Below are 20,728 nucleotides of genomic sequence, written 5' to 3' on the forward strand. Positions count from 1 at the left end.
TCAGACGGCCATCAGGATCATTGCGCCCAAGGCGCCAGCCGAAGAGATGGCCTCAAGCGATGCGGACGGGTGACGACCGTGTCCACGGCCGTTTCGTCGAAGCGCTCGGGCCGCCAAGACGATCGAGTAGGCGATGACCGATGCCGCGAGGGCAACTGCCAGGACCGGGTTCGCTCCGCCAAGTCCTGAATGCCCGTGTGTTGGGTGTACTGAACTCGATGAGGCGGCGGAGGGAAGGGTCGTGACGAGGATGGCGAACATGGCCACCATGGACAAGGAGCGGTGTATTTCCATGCCGCCGCGCCGATCCTTGGGCAGGAGCACGAGCGGTAACGGTGAAGTGAGAAGCAGCAGCAGGCCCCACACGACGCCCGGAACAATGCCCGGCCCGACGGTCGTATCCGCCATCGCCACCAGCATGAGTGCCATCGGTCCCCACTGGCTGAGGTTCCTGAACAGGCCTTCGCGCATCGGGCTCCAGATCCCCAAGGCGCAGCAGGCCAGCATGACCATCGAAAGGATTGTGTGCATGTTGTTCACCGATCATCAGTCCCGGCGCTACAAGTCTTCGTCGTCCCCGAGGTGGACGGCCGCCGGCCCCTCTTCGCCGTGTCCGATCCGCCGATACACGGCGGGGTTGCTCCGGCGGAGCCGGAATGCCCAAGCGACCCCCACCAATCCGGGCACTATGATCGTGGCCGGCAGGATGAATGTCAGGGCGTTGGTCTCGTTTTGGCCCAGCAGCACGTTGAAGTTGACCACGATCAGAACGAAGATCGCCGCCAAGAGCACGAACCCCAGGGCAGGGGCGATCACGCGGGTCCAGATTCCGGCGTCATGCCTGTTCTTGCGGAAGAATCCAATGACGGCCAGCGAAACAACGGTCATCAAGAGGACAAGTCCCATCGCGCCGTCGTTCGTCAGCCACGTGAACATGGTCAGGACAGGGTAGAGATCACCCAGCGACGATCCGGTCCCCGCAATGGCGAACGCTACTGTGACCACGACGGCGATCACCGTCTGGGCGATCGACCCGGCGTAGGGGGCGCCGCTGTGCCGCCGTACAGCACCCAGCTTTCGGGGAAGGACTTGCTCCCGGCCGAGGGAGAAGAAGTAACGCGCTGCGGCATTGTGGAAGCTGACGAGGGCTGCGAACAGGCTGGTGACGAAAAGCAGGCGGGCCAGGTCGGCGAGAAGTACACCGGCGTGGTCACTGAGGAAGCCGAACATCAGGTCCGGTCCTTGTTTTGCGGAAGCGTCGACCACCGCGGACGGTCCTGTGCCAACGGCCATGGCCCAGGAGGAAACAGCGTAGAACACGGCGATGATGGCGACGGCGGTGTATGTGGCCCGGGCGACGGTGTGCTTCGGGTCCTTGCTTTCCTCGCTGTAGATCGCGGCCGACTCGAACCCCATGAACGCCGCGATGCCGAAGGAGAGGACCGCCCCTACGCCCGGTACAAACAGGCTCTGCGGAGTGAGCGGCGCTCCGCTGACTCCCTCGGGTGCCACGACGAAGGACACGACGTCGTAGACGATCACCACGAGGAACTCCAGGCCGACGAGCACTCCGAGGACCTTCGCCGACAGGTCCACCCGGTTCACGCCGAGGAATGCGACGACGGCGATGCAGACCAGAACCGGAATCCACCACGGGACAGTGGCGCCGAAGCGTTCGTTGATCAGGCTCGAGACAGTGAAGCCGAAGAGGCCATAGATGCCGACTTGCATCAGGTTGTAGGCCATCAAAGCCACCATGGAAACCCCGACGCCGACCGGCCGGGAGATACCCTGCGCCACGTAGGAATAGAAGGCGCCGGCGTTGACGACGTATCGGCTCATTGCCGCGTAGCCGACGGCGAACACGGCGAGGGTTCCGCCGAGCAGCAGGAAGGACAGCGGCACGCCGGTGACCCCGGTGACGGCAAACGTCGTCGTGACCCCGCCGGCGAGGACGGTGAGCGGAGCCGACGCGGCGATGATCATGAAAGTCACCGCGGGGACGCCGAGGCGGCGTCGATGGTGGTGCGTGTGGCCCACCTCAGTGGTTTCTTTCCCGGTTGTTAAACTCATTTCTGGGCCTCCATGTGGCAGTGGCCGCCTTCGGCGGGTTTCGACGGCGGGACGTCGAGGACGGGGCTCCGATCGAAGAAGCCTTCGGGGCGCAGTTTGAATCCCACCGTGTCGACGGGCATGATCGGCCAGTCCTCGGGGCGGGGGAAGTGTGTCAGCCCGAAGGTGTGCCACACGACGATGTCTTGTCCGTCGATGTCCCGGTTGCGGGCAATGTAGGACGGCAATCCGGCTCCTCCGCAGTGCTGGTTGACGAAGTCGCCGCTGGGGTAGCGCTCATTCTCGTCGTAGCGTGTCACCCACAGGTCCTTCGTAGCGAAGGCTGCACGTTGGGCGATGGAAGATTCGGGGTCGGCCAGGAGCATGGGGTGCCCTTGTCCATGGAGTTTGTACCCCACAGGGTCGCCCAGGCGGTTGAGTGATTCGGGATTGGAAATGATCCAGGCCCGTCCAGCCGCCATGTCGGACTCCCGCACAGCCTCCGATTCGCTCTTGAGCACAGTCCGACGGCGCGCGAAGGCGTTGCCGCGCTCGTTGCCTTCTCCCATGGGTACGCGAACGGCGTCCTCTTCCTCGACCCTGTTGCTCAGGCCGTCGATGGCGAAGTCCAGGCGGGCACTGAAAAGGTGCTGGTGGAAGGGTGCCCCAAGGCCGGGGGCGAGCTCCGAGGCGTACGGGTAGCCTTTTCCGGGGTAGGCGCTCGTGAAGACGACGCCGGTGGCCTTGGCTTCGAACTCGATGGTGCCGTCGAGGTAGAGGTACCAGTAGAAGCCGTAGTCGTAGTTGCCGATGGTGGTGAAGAAACTGATGACGAGCCTGCGGTTCCGGCGCGTGTAGTTCACTCCGCTCCAGAGGTCGCTGTGCTTGGCGAGGATGCTCCAATCCTCTTCGTGCATGCAGATTCCGTTGCGGATTTCCCGTGGCCGGCCGAACGAATCGCTGACTACCGGGCTGAGGTAGGTGATCTCGCCGAGGCAATCGCAGCCGAGCTCAAGCGAGTTGGCGTATTGGCCCACCAGGTATTCGCCGGTATCGAAGTAGTTCTGCCAGGAGCGCACGGGGGAGGGGTCGCCGTACGGGACCACCATTTCGGCGATCGAGGCGCGCTTGAGGATGCTGCGACGGCGATCGCCGTCGTCGAACGCTACATTGTGGAGGACTACGCCTTCCCGCACATCGAAGCCGATGTCCAGGCTCCACTTCTCCCACTCGACGTGGTTTCCATTGTGGACCGTGAAGCTCGGACCTTCCGGCTGGGTGATGTGGATCGGCTTCTGGGTGGTGCGCATCGCTCCGGTCAGCTCAGGGTCCGTAAAATTGCCGTGTTCTGCCGGCACCGGGACGGCCCCGAAATCCAGGACCTGGTCGACGGTCTTGCTCACGACGTCGACGTAGGCGACCAGCCCATCCACGGGATGCGCCCAGGCGCTGTCCTCGGGGAATTGCTGGACGAAAGCCAAGCCGCGCAGAATCCGGCGGCCTTTCTCTTCCGGGTACTCGAAGACCCCGGCTGACAGGGGAGCGACCCTGACTTTGCTGACATCGAGATTCCGGTCGGCCAAGGCCTTGAGCCATCGCTCGTCCTGGGCGAGGATCTCTTCAACCACCTCGAATTCTTCTTCGATGACGGGAAGCTCGCCCGTCACAGAGGTGTCGAGTTCGACCTTGGAGACGACTTCCTGATGTGTCACAGAGACCGTGACGTCCTGTGCCGCACCGGATGAAACGCTATGCAGGAACGCCCTGAACCTGCGGTCCACAGCCTCCGCATTCCGCGGTGGCTCAAGCAGGCCAAGGTAGGCGATCCGGATGGATTCGTCGAAGAGTCCGGCGTCGGCCAAAATGCCCCTGACGGCCGTGATGTCTTCGGCACTGGTCAAGGCATATGGAGACAGTCCGGCAAACGCAGCCATTTCGGCGATTTCTGGAGAGGAAGTTGTGCTCATGGAAGGCCTTTGTGAGTGGCGATTTATTTTCTATGTGTGTAGAGAATAGCATCGTGTAATCTGAGTCACAACGGTTGTAGAAAAAAAGATTTGGGGAAAGCGTGCCGAAGATCGTAGACCACGACAAGCGCCGGGTGGAACTTGTCGAAGCCACGTGGCGGATCATCGCCAGCAGGGGGATCGAGGGAGCCACCATGCGCGAGATAGCAACGGAAGCAGGCTTTGCCAACGGCGCGCTCAAGCCGTATTTCCCTACAAAGGACGATCTCTTGACGTTTGCTTTCGGCCACGTCTTCAACCAGACGAATACCCGCATGAGCGACTCCACTGCCGGCCAGCGGGGCCTGTCTGCCTTGCGCAGCTATTGCCATGAAATTTTGCCGCTCGATGCCGAAAGGCTCAACGAGGCGCGAATCGCGATCGCCTTCTGGCAGCGCGCACTGACGGACCCGGCGAAGGCCGCCTTGCATGATTCCTCGATGGAGCAATGGCGTGAGGCCCTGTTCGACAAGCTCCGTGAAGCCAGGGAGCTTGGCGAACTGAAGGAGGGACTGAACGACGACGACATCGTTGGCGTGATCATGACGTTCGCGCTCGGTGCCCAAATCACGGCCACACTGACGCCGGAACACCACTCGGCGGATCAGTTGCGGTCCCAACTGGAGACCTATATATCGCTCATTTCATCCGAAAAGGGCGCTCTCGTGCCAACGGCAGGTTCGAAAGGTTCCGCTTAGCGGCGGACTGTGCTCTGCCTCGCCACGAGTTCCGGCGTGAACACCACTTGGCTGTGCACGTGGCCGGGTTCGTCGTCGATTTCCTCGAAGAGGAGCTGGGCGGCACGCTCGCCTATCAGCTGCCTCGGCTGACTGATGGAGCTGAGCGGGATGCTCGACTGGGAGGCGAAGTCGATGTCGTCGAAACCGACGATGGCAATGTCCTCGGGCACGCGTAGCCCGTTCGCAGCGAAGGATTGCAAGAGCCCCAGGGCCAATTGATCGTTGGCGGCAAACACGGCGTCCGGGCGCTTGTCGGGCTGCAGATTCCCCATGAGATCGCCAATCCGGCGCCCGCGCTCGAATTTCAGATCCGGCGTTTCGAATAGTTGAAGCGGGACTCCCGCACGCGCTGCCGCGTCGGCTGCGCCCCGGTAGCGGTCCTCGACCTGCTGCAGCGTGAAGGGGCCGCCGACGAATGCCGGGCGTACCGCACCGGCGCTGAGGAGATGCTCCAGGGCAGTGGCGCCGCCGGCGACATCGTCCACTGAGACCGAGCAGAACTGATCCGTGCTCGCGAGCCTGTCGACGAGCACTGAGGGGATGCCCCGGTCGCGCATTCTTTCGAGCCGTTGAAGAACTTGTCCGAAGGGAGTGATCAAAACTCCTTGGACACGTTGCTGCTCGAACAGGTCCAGATAGGCCTGCTCGCGGCCCGCGTCTTCGGCGCTGTTGGCCAGGATCAAGGAGTGCTTGTGGTCTTCGGCGACGTTCTCGGCGCCCAAAGCGACATCTGTAAAGAAGGGGTTGCGCACATCCAACACCAGCATGCCGAGGCTCCTGGTGGATCCGGACCGCAGCGAGCGGGCTGATTCGTTGCGCACGAATCCCAGCTCCTCGATGGCGGCAAGAACGCGGGTCCTCTTGTCGAACGACACTTGGTCCGGCCGGTTGAGGACATTCGACACTGTGCCGACCGAAACTCTCGCAAGGGCAGCGACGTCTGTCAGCTTTGCTCCCGGGCCGCTTGGCACGCTGAACCTCCCATTGATGAATCGAATCAAACCGTTTCATCAATATTACGTGGTTCGACTGTCGATCCCGGGGTTTGCCTGTTGACACGCCACCGAAGCAGGCTCTACCGTGTGAGTGGGTTCTTGAATGAATCGATTCAAGAAAAAAATTGAACGCCACTGTTCGAAGACGACGCACAGGCAACAGAAGGAACAATCATGAACACCACGGAAACGGCCCTGGGCCGCCTCGGGGAATTGGCCATCGAGGTTCCCTCGTGGGCCTACGGCAACTCGGGCACGCGATTCAAGGTGTTCGGCACGCCCGGCACCCCGCGGACCATCCAAGAGAAGCTGGCCGACGCCGCGAAAGTCCACGAACTAACGGGCCTTGCACCGACCGTGGCACTGCACATCCCGTGGGACAAGGTGGACGATTACTCCGCACTCCGCGAGTACGCGGAGGACCTTGGCGTCGGGCTGGGGACCATCAACTCCAATACGTTCCAGGACGACGCGTACAAGTACGGCTCCCTGACGTCCTCTGACGCAGCTGTGCGCCGCCGGGCGATCGATCATCACCTGGAATGCATCGGGATCATGCATGCCAGCGGCTCCCGGGACCTGAAGATCTGGCTGGCCGACGGCACCAACTATCCCGGCCAGGACGACATGCGCGGCCGCCAGGACCGCCTCGCGGAATCGCTGCAGGAGATCTACGCGGGACTCGGCGAAACCCAGCGCCTGGTGCTGGAATACAAGTTCTTCGAGCCGACTTTTTACCACACCGACGTTCCGGACTGGGGTACTTCTTACGCGCAGACCCTCGCGCTGGGGGAGAAGGCATTCGTCTGCCTGGACACCGGCCACCATGCACCCGGCACCAACATCGAGTTCATCGTCATGCAGCTGTTGCGCCTCGGCAAGCTTGGTTCCTTCGACTTCAACTCGCGCTTCTACGCCGACGACGACCTGATCGTCGGTGCTGCGGATCCTTTCCAGTTGTTCCGCATCATGCACGAGGTCATCCGCGGCGGCGGATTCGGTAAAGAGTCCGGCGTCGCCCTCATGCTGGACCAATGCCACAACCTGGAGGAGAAGATCCCGGGCCAGATACGGTCCGTGCTCAACGTCCAGGAAATGACGGCCCGCGCGCTGCTCATCGACACGGACGCGCTCACTGAAGCGCAACGCGAAGGCGATGTCCTGGCCGCCAACGGCATTTTCAACGACGCCTTCTATACCGATGTCCGGCCGGTCCTGGCCGAGTGGCGCGAATCGCGTGGCCTGCCCGCGGATCCGATGACGGCGTTCAAGGCCAGCGGCTACCAGAAGAAAATCAACGAGGACCGCGTGGGCGGCCAGCAAGCCGGATGGGGCGCATAGAGCATGAGCAACAACAAGACTGTTGAGGAACTGATCACCCGTTCCAACCGCCTCGGTGCGGACAAGCGGAACACGAACTTCGCCGGAGGGAACACCTCGGCGAAGGGCACGGAGACGGACCCGGTCACCGGGGAGGACGTCGAGCTGTTGTGGGTCAAGGGTTCCGGCGGGGACCTGGGCACGCTGAAGGCGGCTAACCTGGCTGTGCTGCGCCTGGACCGGCTGCAGGCACTCAAGTCCGTTTACCCCGGCGTCGAGCGCGAAGACGACATGGTGGCTGCCTTCGATTACTGCCTGCATGGCAAGGGCGGCGCCGCGCCCTCGATCGATACCGCCATGCACGGACTCGTCGACGCCGCGCACGTGGACCACCTGCACCCGGACTCGGGCATCGCGATCGCGACGGCGGTGGACGGCGAAGCGCTGACGTCCAAGATCTTCGGTAATAGGGTCGTGTGGGTTCCCTGGCGACGGCCCGGATTCCAGCTGGGACTGGACATCGCAGCGGTCAAGGAAGCCAACCTGCAGGCCATCGGCACCATCCTGGGCGGACACGGCATCACCGCATGGGGCGAAACGAGCGAGGAAACCGAAGTCAACTCGCTCTGGATCATCGAGCAGGCCGAACGCTACATCGCGGAGAACGGCAAGGCTGCACCTTTCGGCGCCAAACTCCCCGGCTACGCCGCGCTGCCGGAAGCCGAGCGTCGCGCCAAGGCAGCCGCTTTGGCTCCCGCTATCCGCGGCCTCGCGTCGGCCGACAAGCCGCAGGTGGGCCACTTCAGCGACGATCCGCGTGTCCTGGAATTCCTCGAAGGCGCCGAGCATCCCCGCCTTGGGGCGCTGGGCACCTCCTGCCCGGACCACTTCCTGCGCACCAAGGTCAAGCCCCTCGTCCTGGACCTGCCCGCCGACGCCGGCATCGAGGAAAGCATCGCACGCCTGAAGGAACTCCACGCCGCGTACCGCGAGGATTACCAGGCCTACTATGACAGCCATGCCCAGGAAGACAGCCCGGCCTTGCGCGGCGCGGACCCTGCCATCGTCCTGGTCCCCGGTGTCGGGATGTTCTCCTACGGCAAGGACAAGCAGACCGCACGGGTCGCCGGAGAGTTCTACCTGAACGCGATCAACGTGATGCGCGGCGCCGAGGCTATTTCCTCCTACGCGCCCATCGAGGAATCCGAGAAGTTCCGGATCGAGTACTGGGCCCTCGAGGAAGCCAAGCTCGCACGGATGCCCAAGCCCAAGTCCCACGCCACGCGCATCGCCTTGGTGACCGGCGCGGCGTCGGGCATCGGCAAGGCGATCGCGACCCGCCTCGCCGCGGAGGGGGCCTGCGTGGTCATCGCGGACCTCAACCTGGACAACGCGCAGGCTGTCGCCGCCGAACTCGGCGGCGCGGACGTCGCCATCGGGATCCAGGCAGACGTCACCGACGAAGCCCAGGTGCAGGGAGCCATCGACGCCGCCGTCCTCGCCTTCGGCGGACTGGACCTGGTGGTGAACAACGCCGGCCTGTCCATCTCCAAGCCGCTCCTGGAAACCACGGAAAAGGACTGGGACCTGCAGCACAACGTCATGGCCAAGGGCTCCTTCCTGGTCTCCAAGGCCGCGGCGAAGGTCATGATCGACCAGGGCATGGGCGGGGACATCGTCTACATTTCCTCGAAGAACTCGGTGTTCGCGGGTCCGAACAACATCGCCTACTCCGCCACCAAGGCAGACCAGGCCCACCAGGTTCGCCTGCTGGCCGCGGAACTGGGCGAGTACGGCATCCGCGTCAACGGCATCAACCCCGACGGCGTGGTCCGCGGCTCCGGGATCTTCGCCGGCGGTTGGGGCGCCAAGCGCGCCGCCGTCTACGGCGTGGACGAGCAGGAGCTGGGCAAGTACTACGCCCAGCGCACCCTGCTCAAGCGCGAAGTCCTGCCCGAGCACGTGGCCAACGCGGCCGCCGTGCTCACCAGCAACGAACTCTCGCACACCACGGGCCTGCACATCCCGGTGGACGCGGGCGTCGCAGCGGCCTTCCTGCGATGAACGGACAGGCCAATGCCGGCGGCGTTTTCGCCGCGGTCGATATCGGAGCGTCCTCGGGCCGCGTCATGCTCGGCCGGGTCACCGGCGGGCGGCCTGCGTCCGGAAAATCAGTCTCGCTCGAAACAGTGCACCGTTTCCCCAACGGCCTCCTAGAGCTCGACGGCGGACTCCACTGGGACTTCGACGCCCTGTTCGACGAGGTGCTCAAGGGACTTGCGGCGGCCGCTGAAACGGCCGCCGCAAGCGGGGAGCGGATCACCAGCATCGGCATCGATACGTGGGCTGTCGACTACGGACTCGTGGATGCCTCCGGTGCCCTGCGTACCCAGCCGTTCAGCTACCGCGACGAGCGCGGCCGCACCGCCGTCGCGGACGTCCACAAGGCGCTGGATCCGGCACGGCTCTATGCCACCACCGGACTGCAGTTCCTTCAGTTCAATACGCTCTACCAGCTCGCCACTGAACGTGAACTGCGCGGCGTCCAGGCGTTGCTCATCCCGGACTTGATTGCGTTCAAGCTGAGCGGGCAACGCCGTACCGAGGCCACGAATGCTTCCACCACCGGGCTTTTTGACGCCGTCGCGGGGGAGTGGGCCAGCGAATTCTTCAAGGCACTCGGCTTACCCAAAAACCTGTTCCCGGCCATCATCCAGCCAGGCGAGACCGCAGGCACGCTCCTGCCGGAGATCGCGGCCCGGACAGGGTTGCCGGCGGAGACTGCTGTGGTTGCCGTGGGATCGCACGACACCGCCTCGGCCGTGGCAGCCGTTCCCGCCCGGCAAGAAGATTTCGCCTACATTTCCTCCGGCACCTGGTCCCTCGTGGGTGTGGAATTGGACAGCCCGGTCCTCGATGAAGCAAGCCGCTTGGCCAACTTCACCAACGAGCGGGGCGTCGACGGCACCATCAGGTACCTGCGCAACGTCGGTGGCCTGTGGTTGCTCAGCGAATGCCAACGCACCTGGGCCGCCGAAGGGCATCGACAGGAACTAACCCCGCTCCTGGAGTCCGCGGCGGCTCTTCCCGCCGGCGGCCCCCAAATCAACGCCGACGACCCGGCGTTCATCGCCCCGGACAACATGCCGGACCGCATCCGATCCGCGGTGCGCGCCGGCGGTGCCGTCCTCCCGGACCGGCCAGCCGCCGTCGTGCGCTGCATCCTGGACAGCCTCGCGGCCGCCTACGCCAGGACCCTGGCGCGCGCCGAAGAACTCTCCGGGAAGCAGACGTCGGTGATCCACATCGTCGGCGGCGGCTCGCAGAACAGGCTGCTGTGCCAGCTCACCGCTGATGCCACTGGCAAGACGGTTGTTGCCGGCCCCGTGGAAGCCACGGCGCTCGGGAACGTACTGGTTCAGGCCCGGGCCGCAGGAGCCGTTACCGGAGGCCTGTCCGAACTCCGGGCACTCCTGAGGGCCAGCGTCCAGCTTGAGAGCTACGAGCCGAAGAGCCTCCAGAGGCTAACAACGCCTGTTGTGCCGCAAAGCCCTTCGCTAGACTTAGAAGGCGCCGAAGAGACGCAAAGTTGGTTGCGGGAAAGGCAAGATCATGACCGACAGCAGCAGCGGCGTCGAAGAACCCACTGACGAAGAGAAGAGCGGAACTCCCGAGGAACCGGAACTCCGGGGCCGGTACGTCGAGGGAGACTACGGCAAGACGGGAACGGAGCCCGGGCGGCACTCCGAAGACGAAGAAGGCCAATACAGCGAAGGCGACTACGGCGCAGCTGGTAGTCAAGGCGGCTTGCCCGAACCGTTGGGTAAGAAGGCCAAGGAATCCGGGCGCTACGCAGAAGCCGACCTCGGCGACGCGGGAGCCGTTCCGGGGCGTACAGCGGAGTCGGAAATCGGACAGTACGCCGAAGGCGACTACGGCACGGACGGGGCAGTGGGACCGCTACGTGGGGCAGTAAATCCACCGGCGCCAGCGGATGACGACGGCGACGAATGACCGGGTCGATCACTTCGGCCGGACCGGGCCCCCTTCGGCCTTGGCCAGGATGAAGCTCAGATCCTCGGGAGAGAGGCTGACTTGGCTGTGCCGGTCGGCATCCGGAGTGATGCCGGTTTCCTGATGGATTATTTCCGTGATCGTTCGCGGTAGGACCACGCATCCGGGGTTGTCGGTTAGCCAATGCTGCGTTTCGGGGCTGAGCATGTCCCAGTGGTCCCTGATGTTCATCTCCATGGATGACGCCTAACTGAGTGGGTTCAGAGAATAGTGCCGGCCGAGGCCCGTGCCGGGAACGTAATTAGGATACGCCGGGGTCTAGGGGAAAGACAGGCCAAACATGGCAACTCAAAGTGACGGCGTAGGCTTCCGTTCCAAACGGGGCCCGATACTCATAGCCCTGATGCTCTCGAGCGGCCTCGTCGCGATCGATGCCACCATCGTGGCCACCGCGGTGCCGTCGATCGTCCATGAAATCGGCGGGTTCGCCTCGTTCCCGTGGCTCTTCTCCGCCTACCTGCTCGCGCAGGCCGTCTCGGTTCCGGTCTACGCGAAGCTCTCCGACATGGCGGGTCGGAAGCCGATCATTCTCACTGGCATTGGACTCTTCCTGTTCGGATCGATCCTTTGCGGGTTGGCGTGGAGCATGCCTGCGCTCATTGCCTTCCGCGTGGTGCAGGGCTTGGGTGCCGGCGCGGTCCTGCCTGTGGCCATTACCATCGCCGGCGATATCTACACCCTGGCCGAGCGCGCGAAGGTGCAAGGCTACCTCGCCAGCGTCTGGGCGACGTCGTCGGTTGTCGGCCCAACTCTGGGCGGGGTGTTCTCCTCGCTTGGAGTTTGGCGCGGAATCTTCCTGGTCAACGTTCCGCTCTGCATCGTGGCTGCGTGGATGCTGGTTCAAAGGTTCCAGGAGAACATCGAACGGGTAAGGCACCGCGTCGATTATCTTGGAGCCGCTCTTCTCACGGTCACGTTAACCTTGACCATCCTCGGCGCCCTGGAAGGTGGCCAGGCATGGGCCTGGGACTCTCCGATCAGCATCGCAGTGTTCGCCATTGGTTCGGTTTTGCTAGTTGCCTTCGTCGTGGTCGAGAGACGAGCGGCTGAACCTGTTCTTCCGCCGTGGGTCGTTTCGAGACGCCTTCTCGCCACGACCGCACTGATCTCCTTCGGGGCCGGAGCAATCGTGCTTGGCCTCACCTCGTACGTTCCGACCTTCCTTCAAGGCGCCCTTTCGGTGTCGCCACTCACTGCGGGCCTATCCCTGGCCGCCCTGACAATCGGCTGGCCGATCAGCGCCTCGCAGTCGGGCCGCTTCTACCTTCGGATCGGCTTCCGGGCAACCGCGCTGATCGGGATCACGGTCACCGTCATCGGTTCGGCGGCCCTCGCCATCACGGCATACACGCCGAACCTCGTGCTCGTCGCAAGCAGCTGCTTTGTCGCCGGGCTCGGACTCGGGCTTCTTGCAACCCCTAGCCTGATCGCAGCCCAATCCAGCGTCGAATGGCACGAGCGCGGAGTCGTGACGGGAACCAACCTCTTCGCACGATCCATCGGCAGTTCGCTTGGCGTAGCAGTTTTCGGAGCCGTGGCCAACGCGATCTACGCTGGCAGCCCCGGTGGCGGGAAGAGCTCGCAGGCAGTTGTATTTGCCTCTGCAGCAGTATTTCTCGCCGTGCTTGTGAGCGCCGCGCTCACCGTCGTCGCTGTCCTCGCGATGCCCGCCACGGCCCTGGACGCTACCGCTCCCCAGGACAAGGGGCCCGCCCCGCGGCTCCAAAAAGTGCGGCGAGCAAACGGGCGGGGCGGGGCCCCTTAGGCTTTCGTCCGCGGCTGAGCTAGTTCCCTGGCTCCTCCGGAGACTGGTTGGCTTCGCGGCCCCCCTTGCGGACCACACGGATTTTCGTGGTCTGCGGCTCTGACTGTTCGGGGACCTGGATACGGATTTCGAGGACGCCATCCTCGTACGTCGCGACAATGCCGTCCTGGCTCACTCCGCGGGGCAACGGAATGCTGCGGGACCGTTCGCCGTAGCGGAGCTCGCTCCGGTAGCCCTTCTTGTCCATGCGTTCGGCATCCTCCTCGCGCCGCGCCTCGATATGCAGGGTGTCGTCGGCGACGCTGATGTCGACGTCGGACTCGGGGTCGATTCCCGGCAGATCCACTCTGACGACGAGCGTTTCCCCCTCTTGGTATTGCTCAATGCGGAGCGACGGGTCGGATTCGCCTTGAAGGAAGCGTCGGACGGGCTCGGGGACTTCGAGTCCGCCGCGACGGAGAAAGTTGTCCATGATGTCCTCCTGATAGGTGCCGGCTGCGGGTCAATTCAGACTTGCCGGGATGAGAAGAAAGCTACGCCTAGCGTGGTCCCGTGGATAGCCCTTGGTCTCAGCGGAGTTGGGTAACAACGACCGAATCGGGCAATCTTGACGTCCGCCAGGCTCGGTCGGAAACTGAGCATAGGAGGCGCGCCGTGGGCAATTTACCGTGGATATTCGTGCTGATCATCCCAGCACTGGGCTTCTTCGTTTTTCTGATCTACGCAAATATTCGGTTGTCAGCCAAGCGGAAAGCCCTTGGTTTACCCCCTCTAGGACTGACTCCACGTCGTTCCAAGACCCGACACAGGAAGCATCACAAGTACGTGATCATTCATCGTGTCAAACACTGAGAACGGCGCCTGTCAGCTCTGATGGAAGTCCGGAGCCTTTGGCGCGTCGAGCATTCCGGCGATCTTCTCCTCCAACGCTGCGATGGTGGCTTCGGGCAGGACGATCAGACCGTCCAATTCGCGCCGGGCGCGCTTGTACGCTGTCTGCCGCTCTGCCGGCGTCGCTGCATTATCCGAAGCAATCCTGAGCAGCTTTCTGGCGGTCGCCAGCCGCTGGCGCTCGGGCTCGGTGAAATTGCTGTCCTTGATGCGTCTGGCTTCCCGCTCTGCCACATCGAACGCCAGTTCGAAGCTGCGGACGGCCGCGCGATACTCCGCCAGCCGGACCGCCGTCGTGATTTCTCCCGGAGTTGCCGGACGCAAGCCGTCAGCCTCCCGTTTGGCGCGAAGAAACGCTACGGTGAGCGGTTCGCGGACATCCGACATGACCGGAAAATCGATGAGTTTTCCGACGTCGAGTTCGTATTCGAGCCATCGCCGGTTCACGGCGTCGTGTGCCTCTTGCAGCCGCAGGACTTCCGTCTGGCTGGCTTGCTCCGCTTGCGCCGCGCGGTTCTGGAGCTGATAGAGCTCCACCCGACGGCGGTGCCGCCGTTCGCTGGCCCTGGACCAGGACCGCGCCCAACCACCAGCCAATCCGCTCAGCGGAAAGACCAGCCACCAGTAGTGGCCGACAAATTCGAGGAAGGGATTCACGGCTTCATCGTCCCACCGGCCCGGATGTGTCTCAAGAGCCTCGGCAATACAAGCAGGCGTCAATACAAGCAGGCCTAGCCGACCTTCCGTAGCCAGTCCGTCAGGAGAGGCAAGACGACGGAGCTATGCATCGCCCCGATGTGATCGAGGCCAGGGAGCACTTGGACATCCCACCCGGCGTCAATGAGGGCTTGCTTGTGTGTCGTCAGGGGTTCGCCGATCCTTACGTGAACGTTGCCCCATGCCGGGCCGTAATCGATCCGGTCGTCCGCCCCTGCGAAGGCGAGTCGGGGCAAGCCCGGCGGGACTTCGGCGGAGGAATCGTCGAAGTCCTGAAGGGCTTCGTAGAGGGTGACGAATTGACGGGTCTGTGCGTCGTTCGTTTGAACGGGCACCGAATCCCAGTCCCCGGGCTCAACGTCAGGGCTAGGTGAAGGAACCAGGTCGGCGGATTGCGTGGACATCGAATGTGCTGCCCGGGTCACCGCCAACATGCTCTCGTAAGGCCCATCGAGGGGTGGGAATCCGCCCATCACTAGTGCCCAGAGCCGGTCGGTACGGATTGCGAGTTGCAGCCCGCAGAGTGCCAGCCAGGAGTAACCGTAGTAGGCGAAGCTGCCGGCATCAGCGGCGTCGGCGATGGCAAGGAGATCAGCCGTGACATTCCCTGGAGTAAGGGTGTCCGGTGCGGGGTGTCCCATCCGGTGGCTTTCATAATCGGCGACGACGACACGGTGGGATCGCGCGAGTCCATTCACCAGCTTGGGTCCCAGATCCGGGTCAGCGCCCCAGCGGCGCATCGTTTCGGCTTCGTCCGGGGGATAGGGGGCGAAGCGGGCCGGGAGCATCAGGGCGCGTCCGTTTCCGTGGATGGTTACGGCGATGATCGTGCCGTCGTGAAGAACGGCCTCAGCGGTGTCAATCACGGCTTTACCCTCCCTGTGGGTGCGGCGTCTTTGTGGTCAAGCTTGCCACTGTGGTTCCCGAACTTCGAGCTTTCCATCGACAGGCACCTTGCCCAGGAATAGCCTTAAGCCGTCCCATTGACCGACGAGGATGACGGAGAGGTATCCGACATGGGAGCTACAGAAAACGCCGAATTGGTCCGGCGGGGATACGAGGCCTTTAACACAGGTGATCTGGCGGCACTCAGCGAGCTGTTCGCGGAGGACGCAGTCTGGTACGCAGCTGGAAATGGCGTGCTGTCCGGGACGAAGCAAGGACGCGACGCGATCCTGGCGTATTTCGGCGAGCTCGGGGCGCGCTCCCAAGGTACCTTCCAAGCGACGGTCCAGGACATCGTCGGCGGAGAAAACCACACAATCGGGCTCCAGCAAAGCCGCGCCGAAAGCGATGGAAAAACGCTGGACATTGCGACTGCCATCTCCTTCGTACTCCGCGACGGAAAGGTTGTCGAAGGCCGGGAGTTCTCCGAGGACACGGCCAAGGCAGACGAATTCTGGACCTGAATATCGGATTCGGATCCCGCCCATGAAAACTCATTGACATCCCGCGTAGCGGGGTCTATTGCTTGGCATGTCCACACCCGTCCACACCAGCAAGGAGCAGAGATGGAAGCCGCGCCCTACGGAGTCGTGCACTTCTTCCCAGGCGGCACCAAGGACCAATACGAGGCGTCTATTGCCGCTGTCCACCCAGGAGAGGGTCTCCTGCAGGCGGGCATCGAGGGCGGATTCGAGTCGCCCCCGGAAGAGACCGTCGTCGATCTCTACAAGATCATGCCGTAACTATTCGGAAGGCCGCCCCCAGGTCTCGCGGGCGGCCTTCGTCTATCAGCGGCGGAAGTGGAAAGGAAAAAGTCATGGCCTCCATAGTGAACTACTTCGAAATCGGTTCTCCCGATCCCGAGAGCGCGCGGGCCTTTTACGGCCCACTCTTCGACTGGACTTTCGGTGAGTCCTCGCCTGCCAGCTACCAGATGGTGAATGGCGACCAGGGTGGGCTGTGGGACACGTCCTCGCCCGAGGGAACGTCGTGGGCAATCTTCTACGTGCAAGTCGACGATGTGAAAGCCGCGATCGCCAGGGCCGAGTCGCTCGGTGCGAGCGTGGCCATCCCGTTCGTTGACAACGGCACGATCGAGTTTGCGCACCTCCTGGACCCGCACGGCAACCGTTTCGGTGTGTGGCATCTCAAACAGCAGGGCTGAAGCTACACGGACAATGCGCACGCTTGCGACATTCGATGAAAAGGACAAAGTGCATTGACACTCGATACATTGCCCGTAATCGATTTCTCCCGTCTGGACGCAGGCCCGGCGGAGGCCTCTCGGTTCCGTGACGAACTGCGCGACGCCATGCATGAGGTTGGCTTTCTCTACCTCGCCGGCCACGGAATCCCGCAGGAGTTGACGGACGCCATCCTCGACGTGTCGCGCCGCTTCTTTGAGCTGCCGGAAGAAGAAAAGCTTGCGATCGAGAATGTCCACAGCCCCCAGTTCCGCGGCTACACCCGCGTTGGCGGCGAGCTTACGGACGGCGGGATCGACTGGCGGGAGCAGATCGACATCGGCGTCGAGCGGGACGCCGTTGAGCCAGGCCCGGGTGTCGCGGAATATTGGCGCCTGGAGGGGCCTAACCTGTGGCCGGCCGCGCTGCCGGAAATGCGGGAAATTGTCTCGGAATGGACCGAACGGCTGAGCACCGTCTCGCTGGCCTTGCTGAGGGCTCTGGCCGTTTCCCTCGGAGCGCCCGAGGACACCTTTGACGCAGCATTCGCTGCACGGGCTTTCCCTGTTCTCAAGATCGTGAGATATCCGGGGGAGTCGAATCCGGAACCCAAGCAGGGCGTGGGGTCCCACCGTGACGGGGGAGTGCTCACGCTTCTACTGGTTGAGCCCGGCAAGGGGGGTCTCCAGGTGGAGTACCAAGGGAAGTGGATTGACGCGCCGCAAGTGCCGGGGACCTTCGTGGTCAATATCGGCGAAATGCTGGAACTGGCCACCAACGGCTACCTCAAGGCGACCCTGCACCGGGTCATCTCGCCGCTTCGAGGCACGGACCGGATTTCCCTTCCCTTCTTCTACAATCCTGCACTTGACGCGACCATGCCGCAGCTTGCCGTCAGTCCGGAGTTCCAGGCAAAAGCCCGCGGCTTGTCGGTTGACCCGACGAACAGTCCGATTCTGGACACCTACGGGGACAACGCCCTCCGCTACCGGCTTCGGGCCCACCCGAACGTCGTAGCAGAGCATCACGCCGACCTGCTGTGACCTTTACCGTGCGGGGCCCGATAATGGGGCCATGGACTTCGAATTGCTCACCATCCAGGACTGTCCGCACAGCTCTGCGGCCCGGGAACTGTTCTCCCGGGCTGCGGAACTGGAAGGGAACGACCCGGCCTTGATTGAGGTCAGGCAGATCCTGACCGACGAAGAGGCCGAAGCCTCCGGATTCCACGGATCCCCGACATTCATGGTGGACGGAATTGACCTCTTCCCCTCGATGGCAGAACCAGCCATGACGTGTCGCGTCTACCGTACGGCCGGGGGCCTCTCGGGCCTGCCCAGCCTGGAGTCGCTTCGACAGGCGATCCAGGCCAGGCGGGCCCCTTAACATCAGCCCGGAACTGGTGCCGCCGCAACCACCGGGTGGTCCCGCCCGAGGTTCCCCAGCGCCGATGCTCCTTGCGGGGATCCGAGTTCCTCGAAGAACTCGACGTTGGCCCGGACGTAATCCGTCCACTCATCCGGAACGTCGTCCGAGTAGTAGATCGCCTCGACCGGGCAGACGGGATCGCAGGCGCCGCAGTCCACACATTCGGACGGGTGGATGTAGAGCGAGCGTTCGCCTTCGTAGATGCAATCCACTGGGCATTCGTCGATGCAGGCTTTGTCCTTGACGTCCACGCAGGGCTGCGCGATCACGTAGGTCATGACGCGCTACACACCGGTGTAAACGGTCTTGCCCCAGGTGAAGAAGTCCAGTGCCGACTTGCCCTGCTCGCGGAAGGTGTTCGTGGAGGAGTCCTTGACGCCACCGAACGGCACGTTCAAATCCAGGCCCGCCGTGGGACGGTTGACCTTGATCACTCCGGCCTGCGCCCGCGCGGCGAAGTCCGTGGCCAGGGCCAAGGAGTCGGTGCAGATCCCTGCGGTGAGGCCGTAGCGGGACTCGTTGATCGCGGCGAGTCCGGCCTCGTAATCGGGGACTTCGAGGACCGCGACCACCGGACCGAAGATTTCCTCGGTCACCGCGGCGTCGTCAAACGGAATATCGGTGAGGACAGCGGCCGGGAAGAGCAACGCACCGGAGGGGTCGCCGTCGTACGCTCCGTGAAGGAGGGTAGCGCCGCGTTCGACGGCGGTGCGCACCGCTGCCTGGTCCTGCTCGAACTGCTGGCTGCTCACCACGGCGCCCATCTTGGCGCCGTCGAGCCCGTCACCGGCGGTGTAGCTGGCGGCCTCTGCAACAAGGGCGTCGAGGAAGGCATCGCGGACGCCCGGGGTGACGTAGACGCGGGACGTTGCGGTGCACGCCTGGCCCGTGAGTCCGAACGCGCCGGCTGCGACTACCGCGGCGGCCTTCTGCGGATTGGCGTCGTCGAGGACCAGGACGCCGTTCTTGCCGCCCATTTCGAGCTGGACGCGGGCGCGGCGCGCATTCAGGATTTCCTGGAGTCCGAGCCCCACTTTGGTGGATCCGGTGAAGGACAGCCCGGCGATGCGGGGATCGCGTGCCAAAGCGTCTCCGACCACGCGGCCCTTGCCGTGGACCACGTTGAATACTCCGGCGGGAAGTCCGGCGTCCTGCAGGGCGTGGGCAAGGTGCGTCGCGGAGAGCGGGGTCAGTTCGGCCGGCTTGATGACCACCGCGTTACCGCTGATGAGTGCGGGGCGGCCTTCCATGCGGGGATGGCGATGGGGAAGTTCCAGGGGGTGGTGAGCCCGACGACGCCGAGCGGCTCGCGCCGGGTGGTGATGGTGGTGTCCTGGAGGCCCGCTGGGAAGTACTTCGCCGGTGTTGGCGTCGCGATCTTCGGCGGCACGGCTTCCTACCTCCTGGTCTGGCTCCAGTCCATGAATGCATCGTGGATTTTCCCGGTTTACGTTGCCGTCCTGTCCGTGTTGAGCATTGTGTTCTACGTGCTCGCACGGCAGAAGAATGACATCTTCATTGGAAGCTAGGAATGTGATCTCGTTTGACCTCAGTCAATCCGATGTGGAGCTCTACACCGCGGCCCGTCAATTGCTCCTCACGGCTCATCACAGTGAGAACCACCGGGTGGCTGCCGCCATGCGGGGCGCCTCAGGGGCGATCTACCTCGGCCTTCACATCGGCTCGAAACGAATCAACGTGTGTGCCGAATCCAGCGCCCTCGCCAACGCCCGCATTGCGCAGGAAGCCTCCATCCGGTCGTCCGTCGCAGTCAGCATGGACGAACACGGCGAACCCCAGGTCACCAATCCGTGTGGCGTTTGCCGGGAGTTGCTTCGGAATTATGGGGCCGAGGCGACTGTCCTGGTTGATGCCGGGGGAGAGGTTGGAACTGTCGGCCTAGGGGAACTCCTGCCTTATCCCTGGATGCGGGCCACCGAGACCGAATGGACCACCCAGCCGCCAGAAGCCATAAAGCCCTACTAAGCGCAATGGAAATGGCCGGGACTCTTTGAGTCCCGGCCATTTCTGCGGTCCGGCGCTATTTGACCAGGTTCTATTTGACCAGGTTCAGCCAGCGCTTGGACGTCAGGGCTTTGTGGCCGCGCCTACGGACGATAGAGGTTCGGCCCAGCCAATTCCGGACCCGGGCCGGCCCCTCTTCGGCCAGGGCCGGCGAGGAGATTTCCGGTGCTGGTCCGGATGCTGCCGGCTGGCTCGGACACAGGTCAGTGATCAGTCCCATCCCCGCGCACGCCCGCACTTCGCGGATTCCCACCACTGCGGCGCGCTTGGTCTCAAAATCCTTCGAGACCGCCATGACAGTCCCGTCCGCTGCCTTCAGCCGGAACCGATAGCGTTCCCGGGCATCGACAAACAGTTCAAACTTTCCTACCATTCGCTGACCTCCCCAATAGAGACATATGGTCCTTCATCGACCGTACCCGGAGGTCAACAAAAAGCAAAGCACCCTTAGTGTTTTGCTTTTTGTGCCGCCCAGGTGCCGGATCGGCGGCGCGTGGTTGCCGGATGAGGTGCTGACGTGTAGCTTTGGCGATGCCAAGTAACCTTAGTAATACCCGCCACCGCCGGGTCCGCGGTTCAGCAGGAG

The 20,728-nt window shown here is 63.5% G+C and carries 22 protein-coding genes and 2 pseudogenes; 13 read left to right on the forward strand and 11 right to left on the reverse strand.

Features of this window, described 5'->3' with window-relative positions:
- The 3 genes from ABH924_RS11980 to ABH924_RS11990 are packed head-to-tail and all read right to left on the reverse strand — an operon-like array spanning position 1 to position 3,986.
- Entirely contained in the window at positions 1–531 is a 531-nt protein-coding gene (locus ABH924_RS11980) for a hypothetical protein (protein WP_404499057.1), read from the reverse strand.
- A 27-nt stretch (positions 532–558) separates the two neighbouring features.
- The gene (locus ABH924_RS11985) at positions 559–2,073 is read right to left on the reverse strand and encodes an APC family permease (RefSeq protein WP_404499059.1); all 1,515 of its coding nucleotides are present in this window, start codon (positions 2,071–2,073) and stop codon (positions 559–561) included.
- Entirely contained in the window at positions 2,070–3,986 is a 1,917-nt protein-coding gene (locus tag ABH924_RS11990; protein WP_404499175.1) for a primary-amine oxidase, read from the reverse strand. Before ABH924_RS11990 ends, ABH924_RS11985 begins: the two co-directional genes overlap by 4 nt.
- A 134-nt stretch (positions 3,987–4,120) precedes the next feature.
- On the opposite strand from ABH924_RS11990, the gene ABH924_RS11995 reads away from it, so the two are divergent.
- Complete coding sequence (locus tag ABH924_RS11995) at positions 4,121–4,756, forward strand: TetR/AcrR family transcriptional regulator (RefSeq protein ID WP_404499061.1); 636 nt, start codon at positions 4,121–4,123, stop codon at positions 4,754–4,756.
- Here the strand turns inward: ABH924_RS11995 and ABH924_RS12000 are convergent.
- Positions 4,753–5,769: a LacI family DNA-binding transcriptional regulator gene (locus tag ABH924_RS12000; RefSeq protein ID WP_404499063.1), complete on the reverse strand. Its 1,017-nt coding sequence runs from the start codon at positions 5,767–5,769 to the stop codon at positions 4,753–4,755. The genes ABH924_RS11995 and ABH924_RS12000 overlap by 4 nt on opposite strands.
- Positions 5,770–5,967: 198 nt before the next feature.
- Between ABH924_RS12000 and rhaI the strand changes: the two genes are divergently transcribed.
- Genes rhaI through ABH924_RS12020 form a run of 4 tightly spaced genes read left to right on the forward strand, consistent with a single transcriptional unit; the run spans position 5,968 to position 11,127 of the window.
- Entirely contained in the window at positions 5,968–7,134 is a 1,167-nt protein-coding gene (gene rhaI / locus ABH924_RS12005; protein ID WP_404499065.1) for an L-rhamnose isomerase, read from the forward strand.
- A 3-nt stretch (positions 7,135–7,137) separates the two neighbouring features.
- Positions 7,138–9,177 carry a bifunctional aldolase/short-chain dehydrogenase gene (locus tag ABH924_RS12010; protein WP_404499067.1) on the forward strand — a complete coding sequence of 680 codons (2,040 nt, stop codon included), beginning with the start codon at positions 7,138–7,140 and terminating at the stop codon, positions 9,175–9,177.
- Positions 9,174–10,763, forward strand: a complete 1,590-nt coding sequence (locus ABH924_RS12015; protein ID WP_404499069.1) for a rhamnulokinase family protein — start codon at positions 9,174–9,176, stop codon at positions 10,761–10,763. Before ABH924_RS12010 ends, ABH924_RS12015 begins: the two co-directional genes overlap by 4 nt.
- The gene (locus ABH924_RS12020) at positions 10,726–11,127 is read left to right on the forward strand and encodes a hypothetical protein (RefSeq protein WP_234753687.1); all 402 of its coding nucleotides are present in this window, start codon (positions 10,726–10,728) and stop codon (positions 11,125–11,127) included. The genes ABH924_RS12015 and ABH924_RS12020 overlap by 38 nt, the downstream gene beginning before the upstream one ends.
- A gap of 9 nt (positions 11,128–11,136) precedes the next feature.
- Here the strand turns inward: ABH924_RS12020 and ABH924_RS12025 are convergent, their stop codons facing one another.
- Positions 11,137–11,364, reverse strand: coding sequence for a hypothetical protein (locus tag ABH924_RS12025; protein ID WP_234753686.1), 228 nt, complete (start codon positions 11,362–11,364; stop codon positions 11,137–11,139).
- A gap of 103 nt (positions 11,365–11,467) precedes the next feature.
- Here ABH924_RS12025 and ABH924_RS12030 point away from each other — a divergent pair, with 103 nt between their 5' ends.
- A complete protein-coding gene (locus ABH924_RS12030; protein WP_404499071.1) occupies positions 11,468–12,952 on the forward strand; it encodes an MFS transporter in 1,485 nt (494 codons plus the stop codon).
- A 19-nt stretch (positions 12,953–12,971) separates the two neighbouring features.
- Here ABH924_RS12030 and ABH924_RS12035 read toward each other — a convergent pair whose 3' ends face one another.
- The 3 genes from ABH924_RS12035 to ABH924_RS12045 all read right to left on the reverse strand — a co-directional run bounded on the left by ABH924_RS12035 (position 12,972) and on the right by ABH924_RS12045 (position 15,426).
- Positions 12,972–13,424 carry an Hsp20/alpha crystallin family protein gene (locus tag ABH924_RS12035; protein WP_404499073.1) on the reverse strand — a complete coding sequence of 151 codons (453 nt, stop codon included), beginning with the start codon at positions 13,422–13,424 and terminating at the stop codon, positions 12,972–12,974.
- A gap of 392 nt (positions 13,425–13,816) precedes the next feature.
- On the reverse strand, positions 13,817–14,500 hold the full coding sequence (locus ABH924_RS12040; protein WP_404499075.1) for a hypothetical protein: 684 nt from the start codon (positions 14,498–14,500) through the stop codon (positions 13,817–13,819).
- A 74-nt stretch (positions 14,501–14,574) separates the two neighbouring features.
- Entirely contained in the window at positions 14,575–15,426 is an 852-nt protein-coding gene (locus ABH924_RS12045; RefSeq protein ID WP_404499077.1) for an alpha/beta hydrolase, read from the reverse strand.
- A 150-nt stretch (positions 15,427–15,576) separates the two neighbouring features.
- On the opposite strand from ABH924_RS12045, the gene ABH924_RS12050 reads away from it, so the two are divergent.
- The 5 genes from ABH924_RS12050 (at position 15,577) to ABH924_RS12070 (ending at position 18,075) form a co-directional block, all read left to right on the forward strand.
- The gene (locus tag ABH924_RS12050) at positions 15,577–15,969 is read left to right on the forward strand and encodes a nuclear transport factor 2 family protein (RefSeq protein ID WP_404499079.1); all 393 of its coding nucleotides are present in this window, start codon (positions 15,577–15,579) and stop codon (positions 15,967–15,969) included.
- Positions 15,970–16,071: 102 nt separating this feature from the next.
- Positions 16,072–16,248 (forward strand): hypothetical protein, encoded by a 177-nt coding sequence (locus tag ABH924_RS12055; protein ID WP_404499081.1) that lies wholly within the window; start codon positions 16,072–16,074, stop codon positions 16,246–16,248.
- 74 nt (positions 16,249–16,322) lie between these two features.
- Positions 16,323–16,670 carry a VOC family protein gene (locus tag ABH924_RS12060; RefSeq protein WP_404499083.1) on the forward strand — a complete coding sequence of 116 codons (348 nt, stop codon included), beginning with the start codon at positions 16,323–16,325 and terminating at the stop codon, positions 16,668–16,670.
- A 54-nt stretch (positions 16,671–16,724) separates the two neighbouring features.
- Positions 16,725–17,732 carry an isopenicillin N synthase family dioxygenase gene (locus ABH924_RS12065; RefSeq protein WP_404499085.1) on the forward strand — a complete coding sequence of 336 codons (1,008 nt, stop codon included), beginning with the start codon at positions 16,725–16,727 and terminating at the stop codon, positions 17,730–17,732.
- Between the two features lie 31 nt (positions 17,733–17,763).
- The gene (locus ABH924_RS12070) at positions 17,764–18,075 is read left to right on the forward strand and encodes a hypothetical protein (protein WP_404499087.1); all 312 of its coding nucleotides are present in this window, start codon (positions 17,764–17,766) and stop codon (positions 18,073–18,075) included.
- Positions 18,076–18,077: 2 nt separating this feature from the next.
- Here the strand turns inward: ABH924_RS12070 and fdxA are convergent, their stop codons facing one another.
- Both fdxA and ABH924_RS12080 read right to left on the reverse strand, forming a co-directional pair.
- Positions 18,078–18,395 carry a ferredoxin gene (gene fdxA / locus ABH924_RS12075; protein ID WP_404499089.1) on the reverse strand — a complete coding sequence of 106 codons (318 nt, stop codon included), beginning with the start codon at positions 18,393–18,395 and terminating at the stop codon, positions 18,078–18,080.
- Positions 18,396–18,401: 6 nt separating this feature from the next.
- Positions 18,402–19,487, reverse strand: a pseudogene (locus ABH924_RS12080) (aldehyde dehydrogenase family protein); the annotation flags it as partial.
- On the opposite strand from ABH924_RS12080, the pseudogene ABH924_RS12085 reads away from it, so the two are divergent.
- Both ABH924_RS12085 and ABH924_RS12090 read left to right on the forward strand, forming a co-directional pair.
- Positions 19,479–19,646: pseudogene (locus ABH924_RS12085) on the forward strand (MFS transporter); the annotation flags it as partial. The pseudogenes ABH924_RS12080 and ABH924_RS12085 sit on opposite strands and share 9 nt — an antisense overlap.
- 4 nt (positions 19,647–19,650) lie before the next feature.
- The gene (locus ABH924_RS12090; protein WP_404499091.1) at positions 19,651–20,103 is read left to right on the forward strand and encodes a hypothetical protein; all 453 of its coding nucleotides are present in this window, start codon (positions 19,651–19,653) and stop codon (positions 20,101–20,103) included.
- A 70-nt stretch (positions 20,104–20,173) separates the two neighbouring features.
- Here ABH924_RS12090 and ABH924_RS12095 read toward each other — a convergent pair whose 3' ends face one another.
- Positions 20,174–20,515 carry a YegP family protein gene (locus ABH924_RS12095; protein WP_404499093.1) on the reverse strand — a complete coding sequence of 114 codons (342 nt, stop codon included), beginning with the start codon at positions 20,513–20,515 and terminating at the stop codon, positions 20,174–20,176.
- Positions 20,516–20,728 lie beyond the last annotated feature (213 nt).

Source organism: Arthrobacter sp. GAS37, from assembly GCF_044908325.1.
In the GTDB taxonomy this organism is placed as follows: Bacteria; Actinomycetota; Actinomycetes; order Actinomycetales; family Micrococcaceae; genus Arthrobacter; species Arthrobacter ramosus.